At 63.7% G+C, this 14,417-nt stretch carries 13 protein-coding genes; 6 read left to right on the top strand and 7 right to left on the bottom strand.

Translation table 11 applies throughout. The annotated features are described in order from the left end of the window. Positions 1-25: 25 nt before the first annotated feature. The 4 genes from FE851_RS01470 (at position 26) to FE851_RS01455 (ending at position 3,633) form a co-directional block, all read left to right on the top strand. Positions 26-1,270, top strand: a complete 1,245-nt coding sequence (locus FE851_RS01470) for a putative DNA modification/repair radical SAM protein (RefSeq protein WP_145199226.1) — start codon at positions 26-28, stop codon at positions 1,268-1,270. 78 nt (positions 1,271-1,348) lie between these two features. After that, positions 1,349-1,705 (top strand): hypothetical protein, encoded by a 357-nt coding sequence (locus FE851_RS01465; RefSeq protein ID WP_026002191.1) that lies wholly within the window; start codon positions 1,349-1,351, stop codon positions 1,703-1,705. Between the two features lie 58 nt (positions 1,706-1,763). Continuing rightward, entirely contained in the window at positions 1,764-2,228 is a 465-nt protein-coding gene (locus tag FE851_RS01460) for a hemerythrin domain-containing protein (protein WP_017181958.1), read from the top strand. Positions 2,229-2,235: 7 nt separating this feature from the next. Continuing rightward, complete coding sequence (locus FE851_RS01455) at positions 2,236-3,633, top strand: UdgX family uracil-DNA binding protein (RefSeq protein WP_145199222.1); 1,398 nt, start codon at positions 2,236-2,238, stop codon at positions 3,631-3,633. Positions 3,634-3,708: 75 nt separating this feature from the next. Here the strand turns inward: FE851_RS01455 and FE851_RS01450 are convergent, their stop codons facing one another. The 3 genes from FE851_RS01450 to mgtE all read right to left on the bottom strand — a co-directional run bounded on the left by FE851_RS01450 (position 3,709) and on the right by mgtE (position 6,605). Then, on the bottom strand, positions 3,709-4,488 hold the full coding sequence (locus FE851_RS01450) for a DUF4253 domain-containing protein (protein WP_186378730.1): 780 nt from the start codon (positions 4,486-4,488) through the stop codon (positions 3,709-3,711). Between the two features lie 253 nt (positions 4,489-4,741). Further along, a complete protein-coding gene (locus tag FE851_RS01445) occupies positions 4,742-5,140 on the bottom strand; it encodes a DUF1489 family protein (protein WP_145199216.1) in 399 nt (132 codons plus the stop codon). 31 nt (positions 5,141-5,171) lie between these two features. Further along, the gene (gene mgtE / locus FE851_RS01440) at positions 5,172-6,605 is read right to left on the bottom strand and encodes a magnesium transporter (RefSeq protein WP_145199213.1); all 1,434 of its coding nucleotides are present in this window, start codon (positions 6,603-6,605) and stop codon (positions 5,172-5,174) included. A 168-nt stretch (positions 6,606-6,773) separates the two neighbouring features. Between mgtE and FE851_RS01435 the strand changes: the two genes are divergently transcribed. After that, on the top strand, positions 6,774-7,229 hold the full coding sequence (locus FE851_RS01435; RefSeq protein WP_017181962.1) for a peptidylprolyl isomerase: 456 nt from the start codon (positions 6,774-6,776) through the stop codon (positions 7,227-7,229). 111 nt (positions 7,230-7,340) lie between these two features. Here FE851_RS01435 and FE851_RS01430 read toward each other — a convergent pair whose 3' ends face one another. Both FE851_RS01430 and FE851_RS01425 read right to left on the bottom strand, forming a co-directional pair. Next, complete coding sequence (locus tag FE851_RS01430; RefSeq protein WP_107124389.1) at positions 7,341-8,027, bottom strand: hypothetical protein; 687 nt, start codon at positions 8,025-8,027, stop codon at positions 7,341-7,343. Further along, the gene (locus FE851_RS01425) at positions 8,027-8,689 is read right to left on the bottom strand and encodes a peptidase (protein ID WP_145199211.1); all 663 of its coding nucleotides are present in this window, start codon (positions 8,687-8,689) and stop codon (positions 8,027-8,029) included. Before FE851_RS01425 ends, FE851_RS01430 begins: the two co-directional genes overlap by 1 nt. 312 nt (positions 8,690-9,001) lie before the next feature. Between FE851_RS01425 and FE851_RS01420 the strand changes: the two genes are divergently transcribed. After that, entirely contained in the window at positions 9,002-9,553 is a 552-nt protein-coding gene (locus FE851_RS01420) for an outer membrane protein (RefSeq protein ID WP_017181965.1), read from the top strand. 117 nt (positions 9,554-9,670) lie between these two features. Here the strand turns inward: FE851_RS01420 and ppc are convergent, their stop codons facing one another. After that, complete coding sequence (gene ppc, locus FE851_RS01415) at positions 9,671-12,373, bottom strand: phosphoenolpyruvate carboxylase (RefSeq protein ID WP_145199208.1); 2,703 nt, start codon at positions 12,371-12,373, stop codon at positions 9,671-9,673. 64 nt (positions 12,374-12,437) lie between these two features. Further along, positions 12,438-14,342, bottom strand: coding sequence for a methyl-accepting chemotaxis protein (locus tag FE851_RS01410; RefSeq protein WP_261370826.1), 1,905 nt, complete (start codon positions 14,340-14,342; stop codon positions 12,438-12,440). Positions 14,343-14,417 lie beyond the last annotated feature (75 nt).

Raw genomic sequence — 14,417 nt, 5'->3', positions numbered from 1 at the left:
CAATTTAGAACATATCAGGAACGATATGGTCGCCCTTTCCACCCGTCAAAAGCTCGAAATCCTGGCCGACGCGGCCAAATATGATGCGTCCTGCGCGTCATCGGGCACGGCGAAGCGGGATTCGCGCGGGGGCAAGGGGATCGGATCGACCGAGGGTATGGGAATATGCCATGCCTATGCGCCCGATGGCCGCTGTATCTCCCTGCTCAAGATATTACTGACCAACAGCTGCATTTTCGATTGCCACTATTGCATCAACCGGCGGTCGAGCGACGTCAGGCGGGCGCGCTTCACGGTGCAGGAGGTGGTCGACCTGACGCTCAGCTTCTACCGGCGCAATTATATCGAGGGGTTGTTCCTGTCTTCGGGGATCATCGCCTCTTCCGACTATACGATGGAGCAGATGGTCGCGGTGGCGCGCAGCCTGCGCGAAGAGCATGATTTCCGCGGCTATATTCACCTCAAGACCATACCCGATGCAGACCCCGAATTGGCGCATCAGGCCGGGCTGTTTGCCGACCGATTGTCGATCAATGTCGAATTGCCGACACAGGCGGGGCTGGAGCGGCTGGCGCCGGAAAAGGATGGCGTGCGGATCGAAGGCGCGATGGCGGGCATGCGCCATGCGATGGAGGATATGGGCGAGGCGCGGCGCAAATATCGTCATGCGCCGCGCTTTGCCCCCGCCGGGCAATCGACCCAGATGATCGTGGGCGCGGACGATGCCAGCGACAGCGCGATCATCACGCGCGCCAGCAGCCTGTATGACCGGCACAGGTTGCGCCGGGTCTATTACAGCGCCTTTTCGCCAATCCCATCGCCCAGCGCCGTGCTGCCGCTCAGGCGACCGCCGCTGCTGCGCGAACATCGGCTCTACCAGTCGGACTGGATGATGCGCTTTTACGGCTATGGCGCGGAGGAGGTGGCGAGCGCGACCGATCCGGTGACGGGCTGCCTGCCGCTCGACATCGACCCCAAGCTGGCCTGGGCGCTGCGCCATCGCGACATTTTCCCCGTCGATGTCAACCGCGCCCCGCGCGAAATGCTGTTACGCATACCCGGACTGGGGGTGAAGGCGGTCAACCGCATCCTCGCCAGTCGGCGTCACCGCCGGTTGCGGCTGGACGATGTCGCGCGACTGACGACATCGATCAAGAAGCTGCGCCCGTTTCTGATTGCGAGCGATTGGCGCCCCGTGCAGCTTTCCGATCAAGCGGACCTGCGCAGCCAGATGACCCCTGCCCCCGCACAACTTGATCTTTTTTCATGAAAATGACGCATTTTCCGGTTGATCGCAGGAATGGATCATGAAACTCTTGACACTCAGTCATCCAAGGGGGTCAGGGTCTTGGCGACAATGTTCGACGGTCATGCCATCGCCAGCCGGAAGGTCGGTTACGCAAAGCGGATCAGCACGCATCTCGCTGCGGCGCTCGTCACCTTCTGCCTGTTGCAGATTTTCATCGTTGCCAAAATGGGCGGATCGCTGGTGCTGCACCTGGGCATCATCGTCGCGATCGCGGGCTTTGCCGTTGCAGCGCGCGGGCTGGAACGGCGCTGGCAGATGCTGGAGAGCAGCGACCTTTCGCGCAACGGGCTGGCGCTGCGGTTCCGCCGCGACCTGCTCCAGCTTTGGGCCGCCAGTCTGGTCGGCGCGATGCTGTGGATACCGGTGGCGATCATCTTCCGCTTCCTGTTCGGCTGACGCGGACCTTATTGCCGGTTTCGCCGTTCTCCTCCCGAACCCAAGAGGAGGATAGGTGATGGCCGACCGCACGATTTTCGACCGTCTGAAACAGGATCATGACGCGCATCGTCAGCTTTTCGCCAAGATGGCGGACGCGAAAGACGATTCCGACCGGCTGAAAAAACTGTTCGATCAGTTCAAGGTAGAGGTCAGCGCCCATGCGGCGGCGGAGGAAGAGACGCTCTATGCGACCATGCTGGCACGCCCGGACCTGCGCGAGGATGCGCAGCACAGCGTGTCCGAGCATAAGGAAATCGACGATTATCTGGAAGAGCTGGACGACCTGAAGTTCGACGGCGAAGCATGGCGCAAGAAATTCGCCAAGATGAAGGAACGCTACCTCCACCATATCGAGGAGGAGGAAGAAGAGATGTTCCCGAACGCCGCCAAGGATTTGACGGCTGACGAGGAAAAATCGCTGGCCGCCACCTTTGCCAAGCGCAAGCCCGCCGAACTGGCGCGCGCAGAGGCCGACAGCTAAAACGCCCATGTACCGCGCGTCGCTGGCCGCCCCGGATGATTTTGACGGATGGCGGGCAAAGGCGCGCGGCTTTGCGCTGGCTGGGGTCGATCCGGCCGACATCGTCTGGCAGGTCGGCAGGGATGACGGCGACCTGTTCGCCAGCGATGCGCCGCCGCCCGTTGCGGCTGAAGGCACCTTTGGCGTGCCGCGCGCCTTCGTCGATCTGGCCCAGAGCGCGATCCTGCATCGTGACCCCCAACGCTTCGCCCTGCTGTACGCGCTGCTGATGCAGTTGCGCGATCGGCCTGGCACGATGGAGGACAAGGCCGATCCGCTGCTGCGCCGGATCGAGGGACTGGCCAAGGCGGTGCGGCGTGACATCCACAAGATGCGCGCCTTTGTGCGCTTTCGTACGCTGGAGGATGCGGATGGCACACGCTTTGTCGCCTGGTTCGAGCCGGAACAGCATATCGTGCGCGCCAATGCGGGCTTCTTCGTGCGGCGCTTCGCGACGATGCGCTGGTCGATCCTTACGCCCGAATTGAGCATCCACTGGGATGGCGAGACGCTGTCCGAAGGACCGGGCGCAACGCGCGGCGATGCGCCGGGGGACGACCCGGTAGAGGATATATGGAAGGGCTATTATGCCGCCATCTTCAATCCGGCACGGTTGAAGATCGGGGCGATGCTGTCCGAAATGCCGAAAAAATACTGGCGCAATCTGCCCGAAGCGGCGCTCATCCCGGCGCTGGTGGCGGGCGCGCAGGCACGCGAGGCGACGATGATCGGAACAGCCCCTTTACCTGAAAAACGGCCCGGCAACGCCATGGCGGCCTGGACCGCGCTGCGCGAGGATGCGCGCGGCTGCACCCGCTGCCCGCTCCATGGCCCCGCGACCCAGACGGTGTTTGGCGAAGGGCCGGTCGATGCGCCCCTGTTCTTCATTGGCGAGCAGCCGGGCGATCAGGAGGATCTGGCCGGGCGGCCCTTTGTCGGCCCGGCGGGGCAATTGTTCGACGCCGCGCTGGCGGAGGCCGGGGTGGATCGGGCGCGGGCCTATGTCACCAATGCGGTCAAGCATTTCAAGTTCGAGCCGCGCGGCAAACGCCGCATCCACCAGACCCCGCAGGCGGGCGAGGTGCAGGCGTGCCGATGGTGGCTGCAACAGGAACTGGCGCTGGTGCGCCCGCGCGTGATCGTGGCGCTGGGCGCAACCGCGGCGCGCGCCCTGCTGGGCAAGGTGGTGACGATCGGCAAGCTACGCGGCACGGCGATCCCACTGGCGGACGGCGCTGAAGGCTGGATCACGGTGCATCCGAGCTATTTGCTGCGACTGCCCGACGCGGCGAAAGCGGCGGAGGAGCGGGCGCGGTTTGTGGCGGAGTTGCGCGTCGTAGGAGAGCGGGTGCGGGCGTTGGCGTGAGGTGGGGATGGGTGGATTGCGGACCGTCGGGTTATGAGGCGCAAAGGTCGGTTAGCCGACACGAGCGTGCCCATCTCAATCCCACCACAAATACCACCACTCCGATGACATGAGCGTCGCTGCAAGCGCAGACACCGTGCCGACACCTTGGTCTACGATGTCGGGGCAGTATGCATATTGATCTTTGGCGAGTGCCGTTGCTCGTTGGCGGGTGCTCGGTCGCCTTCCCGCCCGCAAGTTCATCGTGTCGCCGTTGAGGCCAACCAGCTCCACGCCGAATTGTTCATGCCATGCCCGCAATGCTGCGACATGATATTCTGGAGGCGGGCAGGCGTTCCAGTCCCCCCATCGCAGATAGGCTGGAACCTCCCAACTCGACCTAGTCGGGATGAGTATAATGTGGACCCTGTCGTGGAATTTGCCGGAGACGATGTCGGTTGCGATGGTCGGCCCCGAAGGATCATTGTCCACCCTCGATGGCCACGAGCCTATCGGCGCGGTCAGGTCTTCAGGTTTGTATGCGCCTGACCACTTTTGCAGATCGGTGGGAAACCGTAGCGTTGTGGCTGCTGTCAAAATCTCATCGGGCGAACGCAACGACAGACCCGGTATAGTTGCACCTGAAACAGCAGGGTCAGCTATTGTAAACTGGCCTGCGATTTGTTCGAGGTCTTCATCGTCACCGACGATAACCGGCCACCCTCGACCCGCCCCTTTCAACTTCTCCCACTCTATCAACGCCGCTGCGCCCGGAACAGTGATCCGTTCATACTTGAACGCTGCCATCATTCGAGCATGCATGGCTTCATATTCCGCCCGCTGCTTAGGCGTTAGATGGCTGAGGTCAGGGTTCATCTGCTGAGCTTGGCTCCCCCGTGCGCCGAACAGACCCACAGCCGCAATTCCGCCAATCACTGATCTTCGCGTCAATGTCATGCTGGCAGCATCGCACACGATCTTTAATGTCTGCAATGGGCGTGGCAAAGATTGATAACAAAGGGCAAACATTGGTCGTTAGCGGACGCCCCCCTCTTCCAACTGCGCCTAACCGCACTGCGTGCGGTAAGGCTTCTATCCTTCTCCCCGGCGGGGAGAAGGGCACGCACCTCTACACCAGCCCCAGTTTCGCCAGTTCCCCCAGCAGTGCGGCGGGCATGGCGGCGTTGGCATCTTCCTCCCCTTCGCCCAGGTCGCGCGGGGCATCCTCCTGCGCCAGATAGCGCCAGCCCTGATGGGCGCGCTTTGGTATGGGATGGACCGGGATCAGCGTCGGCGCGAGGCGGATCCAGTGGCGGCCCTGCCCGGTTTCGGCGAAGCCAAGGATCGGGCTGCGGCCGACGATGCGGTGGCCGTGAATCCAGTAGAGCGATCCGCCCGCCATTTCCTCGACCCGCTTGGGCAGATAGCGGGTGGTCAGCCGCGCTTCATCGGCATGGCTTTCCAGCCAGGCTTTCAGGCTGGCGGGACTTTCGCTCTGGAAGGCGATCTTGGTCATGTGCAACGGCATGGCGGCGATCTGGGGACGCGCGCGTCGTGGTTCAACGCAGGAACAGGGTCGCCAGCCCCAGGAAGCTCAAAAAGCCCAGCGAATCGGTCATCATCGTCACGAACACGGCGGACGACACGGCGGGATCGACATTATTGCGTTCCAGCGTGATCGGCACCAGCACACCCGCCAGCCCCGCGACCAGATTATTGGTCAGGATCGCCGCGCCGAACACCAGCGACAGGTCGATCCGCCCGTAGATGATGTAGGAGCCGATGCCGATCAGCGTCCCCAGCGCCGCGCCATTGGTCGCGGCGATGCGGAATTCCCGGCCGATCATCCGCACCGTGTTGGAACTGGTCAGCTGATTGGTGGCAAGCGCGCGCACGACCACGGCCAGCGTCTGCGTCCCCGCATTGCCGCCCATGCCCGACACGATGCCCATCAGCGCCGCCAGCATCGCGAAGCGCGCGATCGTCCCTTCAAACAGGCCGACGACCGAAGCGGCGAGCATGGCGGTGCCAAGGTTGACGACCAGCCAGATCAGGCGCGCGCGCACGGTCATCAATATCGGTTCGTTGATGTCGCCCTCGCCCGCGCCCGACAGGCGCAGAATATCCTCGCCCGCTTCTTCGGAAATGATGTGGACGACGTCATCGACGGTGATCATACCGACCAGCCGCCCGCTGCCATCGACGACGGCGGCGGAGATGAGCGCATATTTCTGGAAGCGCAACGCGACTTCCTCCTGATCCATGTCGACCGGGATCAGCGTCTGTTCGCGCTTCATCAGGTCGGCCATGGCGACGCTGCGCGGGCAGGTGAGAATCCAGCTGAGCTGGCAATAGCCGATCGGCCGGTGCATGGCGTCGACGACATAGATTTCCCAGAAATCGGTCGTCAGGTCGCCATTGTCGCGCAGATAGTCGATCACCTGACCCACGGTCATATGTTCGGGCACCGCGACCAGATCGCGCTGCATCAGGCGACCGGCGGACTCTTCCGGGTAGGACAAAGCGCTTTCGATCGCGGCGCGATCTTCCGGGTCGAGCGCCTCAAGGACGGCCTGCTGGTCGGCCTCCTCCATATCCTCGATCATGGCGACGGCGTCGTCGGTATCGAGTTCGGAGGCGAATTCGGCGACCTGTTCGGGCGCCAGATCACCGATCAGGTCGTCGCGGACATAGTCATTGAGTTCGGACAGGACTTCCGCGCCGACCAGATCGCCCAGCGCCGTCGCCAGCTCGCCGCGCCGGTCGGCCGGGGTGAGTTCGAGAAGGTCGGCGATGTCGGCGGGATGGAGCGGCGAGACAAGGTCGCGCGCATGTTCGGCGTCGCCTTCCTCCACCGCGTCCAGCACGGCGGAGACGAATTCGGGCTTTAGCCGATCATCCTCATCATGGCGCGATTCCGCCGCAGCGGCGATCGCTTCCTCTACATCATCCCCGTCCAACAGGGGCTGGGCTATGTCGCCGCGCTCGCTCATGGCGCCCCCTACTGTCCGGTTCCTGTTGCATTCCGATCCTTTCGCCCATGCACAATATAATTGCAATGGCGCAGACGGGCCAGAAGCCCAAAACACGGGCTTCCATCGTGACTTACAGCCTCTATATGGGTGCCAGCACTACCCCATCCCCCAAAGAGAGGATTTTTCATGGCCGACGATACCCTGACCCTTAGCCTCGACAGTGGCGGCGACGTCGTCATCAAGCTGCGGCCCGACCTGGCGCCCGGCCATGTCGCCCGCATCGTGGAAAACGCCAAGGAAGGCTTTTACGACGGCGTCGTGTTTCACCGCGTCATCCCCGGCTTCATGGCGCAGGGCGGCGACCCGACCGGCACCGGCATGGGCGGCCACCCCGACAAGCCGGACCTGAAGGCCGAATTCAGCCGCGAAAAGCATCTGCGCGGCGTCTGCTCGATGGCGCGTTCGTCCAACCCGAACAGCGCCAACAGCCAGTTCTTCATCTGCTTCGACGATGCGACCTTCCTGGACGGCCAATATACCGTCTGGGGCGAAGTGACGTCGGGCATGGAGCATGTCGACGCGCTGCCCAAGGGCGAGCCGCCGCGCACGCCCGGCAAGATCGTCAAGGCAAGCGTCGCCTGACTTTGCGGAATAAAAAGCCCGCCTCCAGACCTTGGAGGCGGGCTTTTTTTATGGGCGCGATCAGAGGCTTCGCTCCGTCGAGGAACGAGCGGCCCGCGCGAGCGTCATGAATCAGCGCTTCGCCGCCATCCCGTCGGTTGGGGAGACGGACTGTGTCGCCTGCGCCGCATTATCGGCTGCGTCGACAGTTGGCGGCGTATAAGGCCCGAAACTTTCTATATGCCAGCGGCGCTGTTCAGCGGTTGATCCGGGGACGTCATTCACCCGGCGCAATATGGCCTGCCGCAGCGCGTACCAGGGTTTGCCATTGGCCGCGAGCCTGCCGTAAATCTGCACCGGCACGCTGACATAGAGCGATCCTGCCGCACCCTCCGGCTCGGTCGGCGCGCCGATATTGGCGTGGATTTCACTAAAGCCACGGAAGCGCGCGACGAAATGCGCGTCGTCCTGCTGGCCGATTGCACCGGTCGGATTCCACAAATCCTGTGCGTCCTCGAACCGTTTTTCCTCCAGCAGCGCGAAATAACCCTGCACCACCTGCGCCGCCCCCTGGCCGCTGCCGGGGTCGATCGCCCCTTCTTCCAGCGGCGTACGGTCGTCGGGCAAGCCGCCCGGCGTGCCCGGCGCTGGCGGGTTGAGCGGTTCCATGACCGCCATCGCCTCAGCGCGGACATTATTTTCCACCTGGGTCGCATTGGCGCCATTGGCGAGATTGTCGATCGCACTCTCCTCCCGCCCGTCGCAGGCCGCGACGAACAGGAGGGGGAGCAGCATGATAGCCTTTACCGAACCCCGCATCAGTCAGGACGTTCCTGCCGCGAGGCGCCGGGCGCGCGTGAGCGAACGGCGCGTTCTGACGGCGCCGGACGGGCACCCCAATTACGTTGCGGACGAGGCTGGTTCATTTGCGGGCGGCCCTGCGGCTGGCGCAGACCCGGCTGCGGGGTCGGGCGCACAGCATCATTGCCGCGCCAATTGCCGCGACCGCGCGGACTGTCCCTGCCCTGCGACGGGCGGGGACGATTAGTCCAGTTACCAGTGCCCGGCGTGCCCGGCTGGCCATCACGGCCCTGCCAGCGGCCATCGCGCCCGTCACGATCCCGCCCGCGCCACTGACCATAGCGTCGGTCGTCACGCCGGTCATCGCGCCGCTCGGCACGGCGGCCTTCCCAGTAGCGGCGCTGGCGGTCGTTCCAGCGCTGGCGGCGGCCATTGCGGTCGTAGACATAATAGCCGGTGCCGGGATAATAGAAATTGTCATACCATCCATTGTAGAAGCCGGGCTGATAATAGCCAGTCGGGCCATAATAGCCATCGCCATAATAACCGCCACCGCCGTAATAGCCGGTGCCGACACTCACGCCGCCATAACCATAGCCATCATCATAGGCGCAGCCACCCAGTGCCAGCGCGCCTGCCAGTCCGATCACGGCCAGAATCCGATGTCGGAAGCCCGTCATCGTCTTTCTCCTCTTTCCCATCTGATGATGACGTAACGCCCGGCGGTTGAATTGGTTGTGAATGGATTTGGCAGGGCAGCCGCGTGTTTATCGCAGGTTCAGATAAGTGGCATTTCGTTCATCGGGGTGACAGAAAGCGTGTTTTTTCCGCCACATAATCGCCTTTTGCGCGATATTTATAATCCGTTCAGGAAACCTTCGGGCAAGGCCGGCCATTTATCCCGCGTCGCCTGAGCCGCTTGTAGCGCTCGTTCGTGCGACCCGGCGGGTCCACACCGTCGCACCAATCCACAACAGAAAAGGGTCATACCCATGAAGACACTGCTTTTGACGGCAGTTGCTGCCGCGTCCTTCGTTCCCGCCGCCATGGCGCAGGATCAGGCTGGTTCCCCCAGCCGCATCGAGCCCTATGTCGGCGTGATGGGCGGTGTGCATAATTTCGATAGCGAAACCGGCAAGGAAGGCATTCCTCCGGTCGGCTATAAGGGCCGGATGGTCGAAGGCGTCGCTGGCGTGAACTATAATGTCGCTGGCCCGCTGGTCGTCGGCGTCGAAGGGTCCGCGTCCAAGGGCGTTTCGGGCGACATCGACTGGGAATATGGCGCAGCTGGCCGGGTTGGCGTCAAGGCGGGCAAGGACAGCCTGATTTTCGGCAAGGTCGGTTACAAGTGGGTCAATTTCGACGCGCTTGGCCCCGATAGCCCGGATTTCCATGGCACCACCTATGGCGCGGGCGTCGAGCTGTCGGCGGCTGACATGGGCGGTTCGGCCGCCAGCAGCAACATCCGTTTCCGGGTGCAGGCAGACACGCTGGGCAATTTCCGGTCGATCCGCCCCATGGCGGGTGTCGTCGCGAAATTCTAAAGGATCGGGCGGGCTGTAACGGCCCGCCCCACCAGCCGATCCCCGCTCAGGCTTCGCCCTGATCAGGGACTGGGTCCGGAACGGCGCATTGGACTGCCGCCGTTCCGGATTTCCATTTCATCCGCTGTTGCGCAGCGCCGTCGCGATGGCGTTGATCGACAATTCGATGCCTTCCTTGATCCGCGGATCATCCTCGCCCGCGCGGTGGCGCTTCAACAGTTCGACCTGAAGCAGGTTGAGCGGTTCGATATAAGGCAGGCGGAGCCGGATGGACGTTTCCAGCGTCGGGTTCTTTTCTAGCAGGCGGCTCTGCCCGGTCGCGGCCATCAGCCCGTCATGGGTCAATGCCCAGCCTTCACGGATACGGCCAAACAGCCGTTCGGCCATCGCCTGGTCTTCGACCAGCGGCAGATAGCGCGCCGCGATGCCTAGGTCCGATTTGGCCAGCACCATTTCCAGATTGCCCATGGCCGACTTCAGGAAAGACCAGCTTTGCGCCATGTCGGCGAGCAGCGCCTTGTCCTCGAAGGCTGCGATCGCATGGCCAACGCCATACCAGCCCGGCAGCATGACGCGCGCCTGCGCCCAACTGAACACCCAGGGGATGGCGCGCAAATCCTCGATCCGGTCGCTTTTGGTGCGGCTGGCGGGGCGGGAGCCGATCTTGAGACCCGCAATCTCCTGAATCGGGGTTAGCTGCCGGAAGAATTCCTTGAAGCCCTCCGTCCCGTAAACCAGATCGCGATAGGCATTGAAGGCGTTTTGCGACAGTTCGTCCATGGCGCCTGCAAAACGCGCCGCATCCTTGTCCGAAATGCCTTCAGGTTCCAGACTGGCGAGCAGGGTCGCGCTCGTCATCGCCTCCAAATTGGTCATGGCGACGTCGCGCGATCCGAATTTGGCGGCGATCATCTCCCCCTGTTCGGTGATGCGGATGCGCCCCTGCACGGTGCCGCGCGGCTGAGCCTGGATCGCGGCGAAGGCGGAACCACCGCCGCGCCCGACCGCGCCGCCACGCCCATGGAACAGCTGCATTGCCGCGCTGGCTTCGGCAAAGACCGGCTCCAGCGCCTTGCTTGCCTTGAACAGGCTCCAGGTCGATGTGATGTAGCCACCATCCTTGTTGCTGTCCGAATAGCCGATCATCACTTCCTGATGGCCGCGCTGCTTCACGACGCCAGCTATTTCGGGCAGGCCGAAATAGGCCGACATGATCTGCGGCGCAGCTTCCAGATCGGCGATGGTTTCAAACAGCGGAATCGACATGATCGACGCCTGGGGCGGCGAACCTTCCGCGCCGGCGCGCCACAGGCCGGCTTCCTTGAGCAGGATGTTGACCTCCAGCAGGTCCGACACGCTTTCCGCCTTGGAAATGATATAATGGGTGATGCAGGCGGGGCCATAGATGCGGTGCGCTTCGGCGGCGGCATGGACGATCGCGAGTTCAGACGCGGTTTCCTCCGAATAGTCGGAAAAGCGCGACCCCAGCGGGCGGTTATTGGCCAGTTCCCGGCGCAGCAGCGCGATACGGGCATATTCGTCGAGCGCGGCATAGTCCGGCTCGACCCCCGCGACCTTCAGCAGTTCAGCGACGACGCGCTGATGCACGTCGCTATTCTGGCGCATATCGAGCGTGGCAAGATGGAAGCCGAAGGTTTCGACCGCGCGGATCAGACGGCCAAGCGCGCCCCCCGTCGCCAGCGCGCCATTGCCCTCGCTCGCCAGCCCTTGGGCAACGGTGACGAGATCGCGGCGGAAATCGGCGGGGCTGGCATAGGCCTGCCCTTTCAGGCTGGAGGGACGTGGAGGCTGATCCCCGGTCAACGCCACATAGGTGGCGACGAGCCGGGCGTAGATGCCCGAAATGGCGCGGCGATAGGGTTCGTCCTGCCGACTGGGCGACTCGTCTCCGCTGGCGTCGGCAATATCCAGCACCGCCTGCGGCACATGGGCGAGTTCGGTCGACAGCGAGAGTTCCGCGCCTAGCGCATGCAGCGCATCGAGATAATAAGCGAGCGCCGCCTGCGCCCCCCGCTTGAGCGCGAATTCCAGTTGGGACGCCTGCACGAAGGGATTGCCGTCGCGGTCGCCGCCGATCCAGCTGCCGACCCGCAGGAAGCTTTGCGGGCGCGCGCCCAGCACCCGCTCCCACCGCGCATAAAGGGCGGGCAGGACAGGCAGGAATATGTCGCGGAAATAGGTGAGCACATTGTCGATCTCGTCCGCGACGAACAGTTTTTCACGGCGCAGCGGACGGGTTTGCCACAGCAGGGCGATCTGGCGAAAAATCGCCTCATCCAGATTTTCGCCGTGAGCCGTTTCCTGGCGACCCGCATCCTTGAGCAGCATCAGATCGGCAATGCGATTCTTGTGATCGATCATGCTCTTGCGCCGCACCTCGGTCGGGTGGGCGGTGAGAACGGGGACGATCAGCGAATGCGCCAGCAGCCCCAGCACCGCGTCACGATCGATTCCGTGCGAATCGAGCCGGGCGATCGCTGACGCCACATCGGCCCCTGGGTCCGCCGCGACCCCCTGCCGGTCCTCGGCCAGATTGGCGAGCATCGAAAACAGCATGAAGCCGCGGGTGAAGTTGAGCGTGTCGTCGAGGCTGAGCGCGTCCAGCCCGGTATCGACAAGGTCCGCGCCCTGTATGCCGCGCGCCCGATCGACCGAGGCGGAGCGGATATATTCGGTCTGGCGATAGAGGCTATCCCCGCCATAGGCGCGAATCACATCGCCCAGCAGGCGCCCCAGATAGCGGATGTCGGGGTTCTGCGTGATCGCAGGAGCGGACGGTGATGAGGAGAGAGTCGCCATGGAAACGATGCTGCATTGCAACAGTAAAAGGGTCAAGCATTTCCCATCGTTTGCGCTGCGCGATTCAAGCCGCCTTCAGCGCCTCGATCAGCCGGCCGAATTCTGCCTGCACCTGTTCCACCCCCTGTCGTACGGCCGCGCCCTGGGCACGGGTGGCAGCGGCGGCCTGCGCCGAATGCCGCAGGGCATGGGAAATGGCGTCGACCGCTTGATTGGTGGCGCCCGCATCCAGCGCGACCGAACGGGAAACGCGCTGAATATCCTCCACCGAAGCAAGCTGTTGCTGGGCGGAGGAGGCAGCCGCACCGATCGTTTCGACCAGACTGGCCAGGACCGTATCGACCGAGCCAACAAGCGCGAAGGTCTGTTCCGCCGCCTGTTCGATCCCATCCGCGCGCGCCTGAATCTCCCGCGTGGTCTGGGCCGTCTGGGCAGCCAACGCCTTGACTTCGTTGGCGACGACCACAAAGCCGCGCCCCGCCTCTCCGGCGCGGGCCGCCTCGATCGTGGCGTTGAGCGCCAGCAGGTTGGTCTGGCCGGTAATCTCCGCGATCAGCTTCGTCGCTTCGTTGACGCTGCCGACATGGCGACGCAGATTATCATTGGCGTGGTGGGCGGCGGCCGACTGTCCGCTGGCGCTCGCCGCCGATTCGCGGATGTCATAGGCAGTGCCGGTGAAAGCCCCGATCGATGCCGTCAGATCATCAATGGTCGCGGCGATCGCCTGGGCCGATCCGGCGGTATCGCGCGCGCGCGCCGTCACGGTATCGACATGCCGCTGCTGCTCGTCGATCGTGCGCATCGTATCGTCGGCGCTATGTTCCAGCGCGGCAGCCGTTTCGAACAACTGCGTCACCAGCAGGGCCATGGATCGTTCCAGCGCTTCGGCTATCACGCGCCCGTTGCGCCGCAATTCTTCCTGATGTCGCCGTTCCTCCGCCGCGACCTGATCGGCGCTGGCGGCCAACGCCTGCCGGGCCGCTTCAGCCTGCACCAGCGCCTTGCTGGCCTGTTCGGCGGCGGAGCGCGCTTCACTTTCCGCATCGCGCGACAGCTGGACCTGCTTGCGCAAGGCCCGATGCGCCGCCATCAGACGCCATGCCAGCCAGCCCGACATCGCCAGGAATGTCAGGACGATGATGGCGACGGCGGGCATGATCTGGCGCAACGCCTTCGCCCCCGAAGATGATCGGCGCCATTCCACCTGCCCCAGCACCCGCCCGGTGACATCCTTGCCCCGAATACCGTTTTCGGTGTCGCCGGTAGTGCCGACATTCCAGCGCAGCGGCAATTGATTGGTGCGGCTCATGTCGGCCAGCAATTTGGCGTCGATCGGTTTGGTCAGCACCAGATAACGCACATCCCCGGACGGCAAGTGAGCGACGTCTGTCCACGGCGTGATCGCGCGGACGCCCAGGATCGCCGCCTGACCCTGCAACCGCACGAAGCGGACAACGGCCTTGCGCTCATCCAGCGCGGCGCGATGGCCCTGCGGCAGCGCCGTCATCAGTTCATGCAGTACCGGCAGGTCCAGCGCCTGGTCCAGCGGCAGGCGGCGCGCGCGCCGGGGCAGTTCGCTGCCCGCCGCCGACCAGATCGTCCGTCCACGGACGTCGAGCACGTAGGAATCGGCCACTTCCGTCGCCAAATTGCTTTCGGCCCATTCGCTGTCGAAATCGCCATAAACATGGCCTACCGCATCGTCCCAGCGCGCCGACGCCATGACAGCATCGCCCACCGCGGCCCGTTCACGCAGCAACGCACCATTGACGACGCGATGCAGATAGGCGTCGGCATTGCGTTCGATCTGGGCGCTGAGCAGGCCAAGGAGAATGGCCGTGCCGATCAAGGCCAGCATTATGACGCCGCCAAGCGGCACCATCGTATCCCCCAGATTGTTGCTACCCGCCAGCAATGCACGTTTGCGCATCATGTCGCGGACACGAACGAGGAGGGGATTCTTAACCATCCTCCCCGGTTAATGGGCACAGGTTGAAAATTGGTGAGCAAGTTCTTGCGCCAACCCGGTCCGCTGGGCCAAAGG

Origin of the sequence: Sphingobium sp. B2 (genome assembly GCF_007693735.1) — a bacterium.
Taxonomy (GTDB): domain Bacteria; phylum Pseudomonadota; class Alphaproteobacteria; order Sphingomonadales; family Sphingomonadaceae; genus Sphingobium; species Sphingobium xenophagum.
Note: the sequence above shows the minus strand (reverse complement) of the source record. Positions and strands in the feature narration are given on the sequence as shown.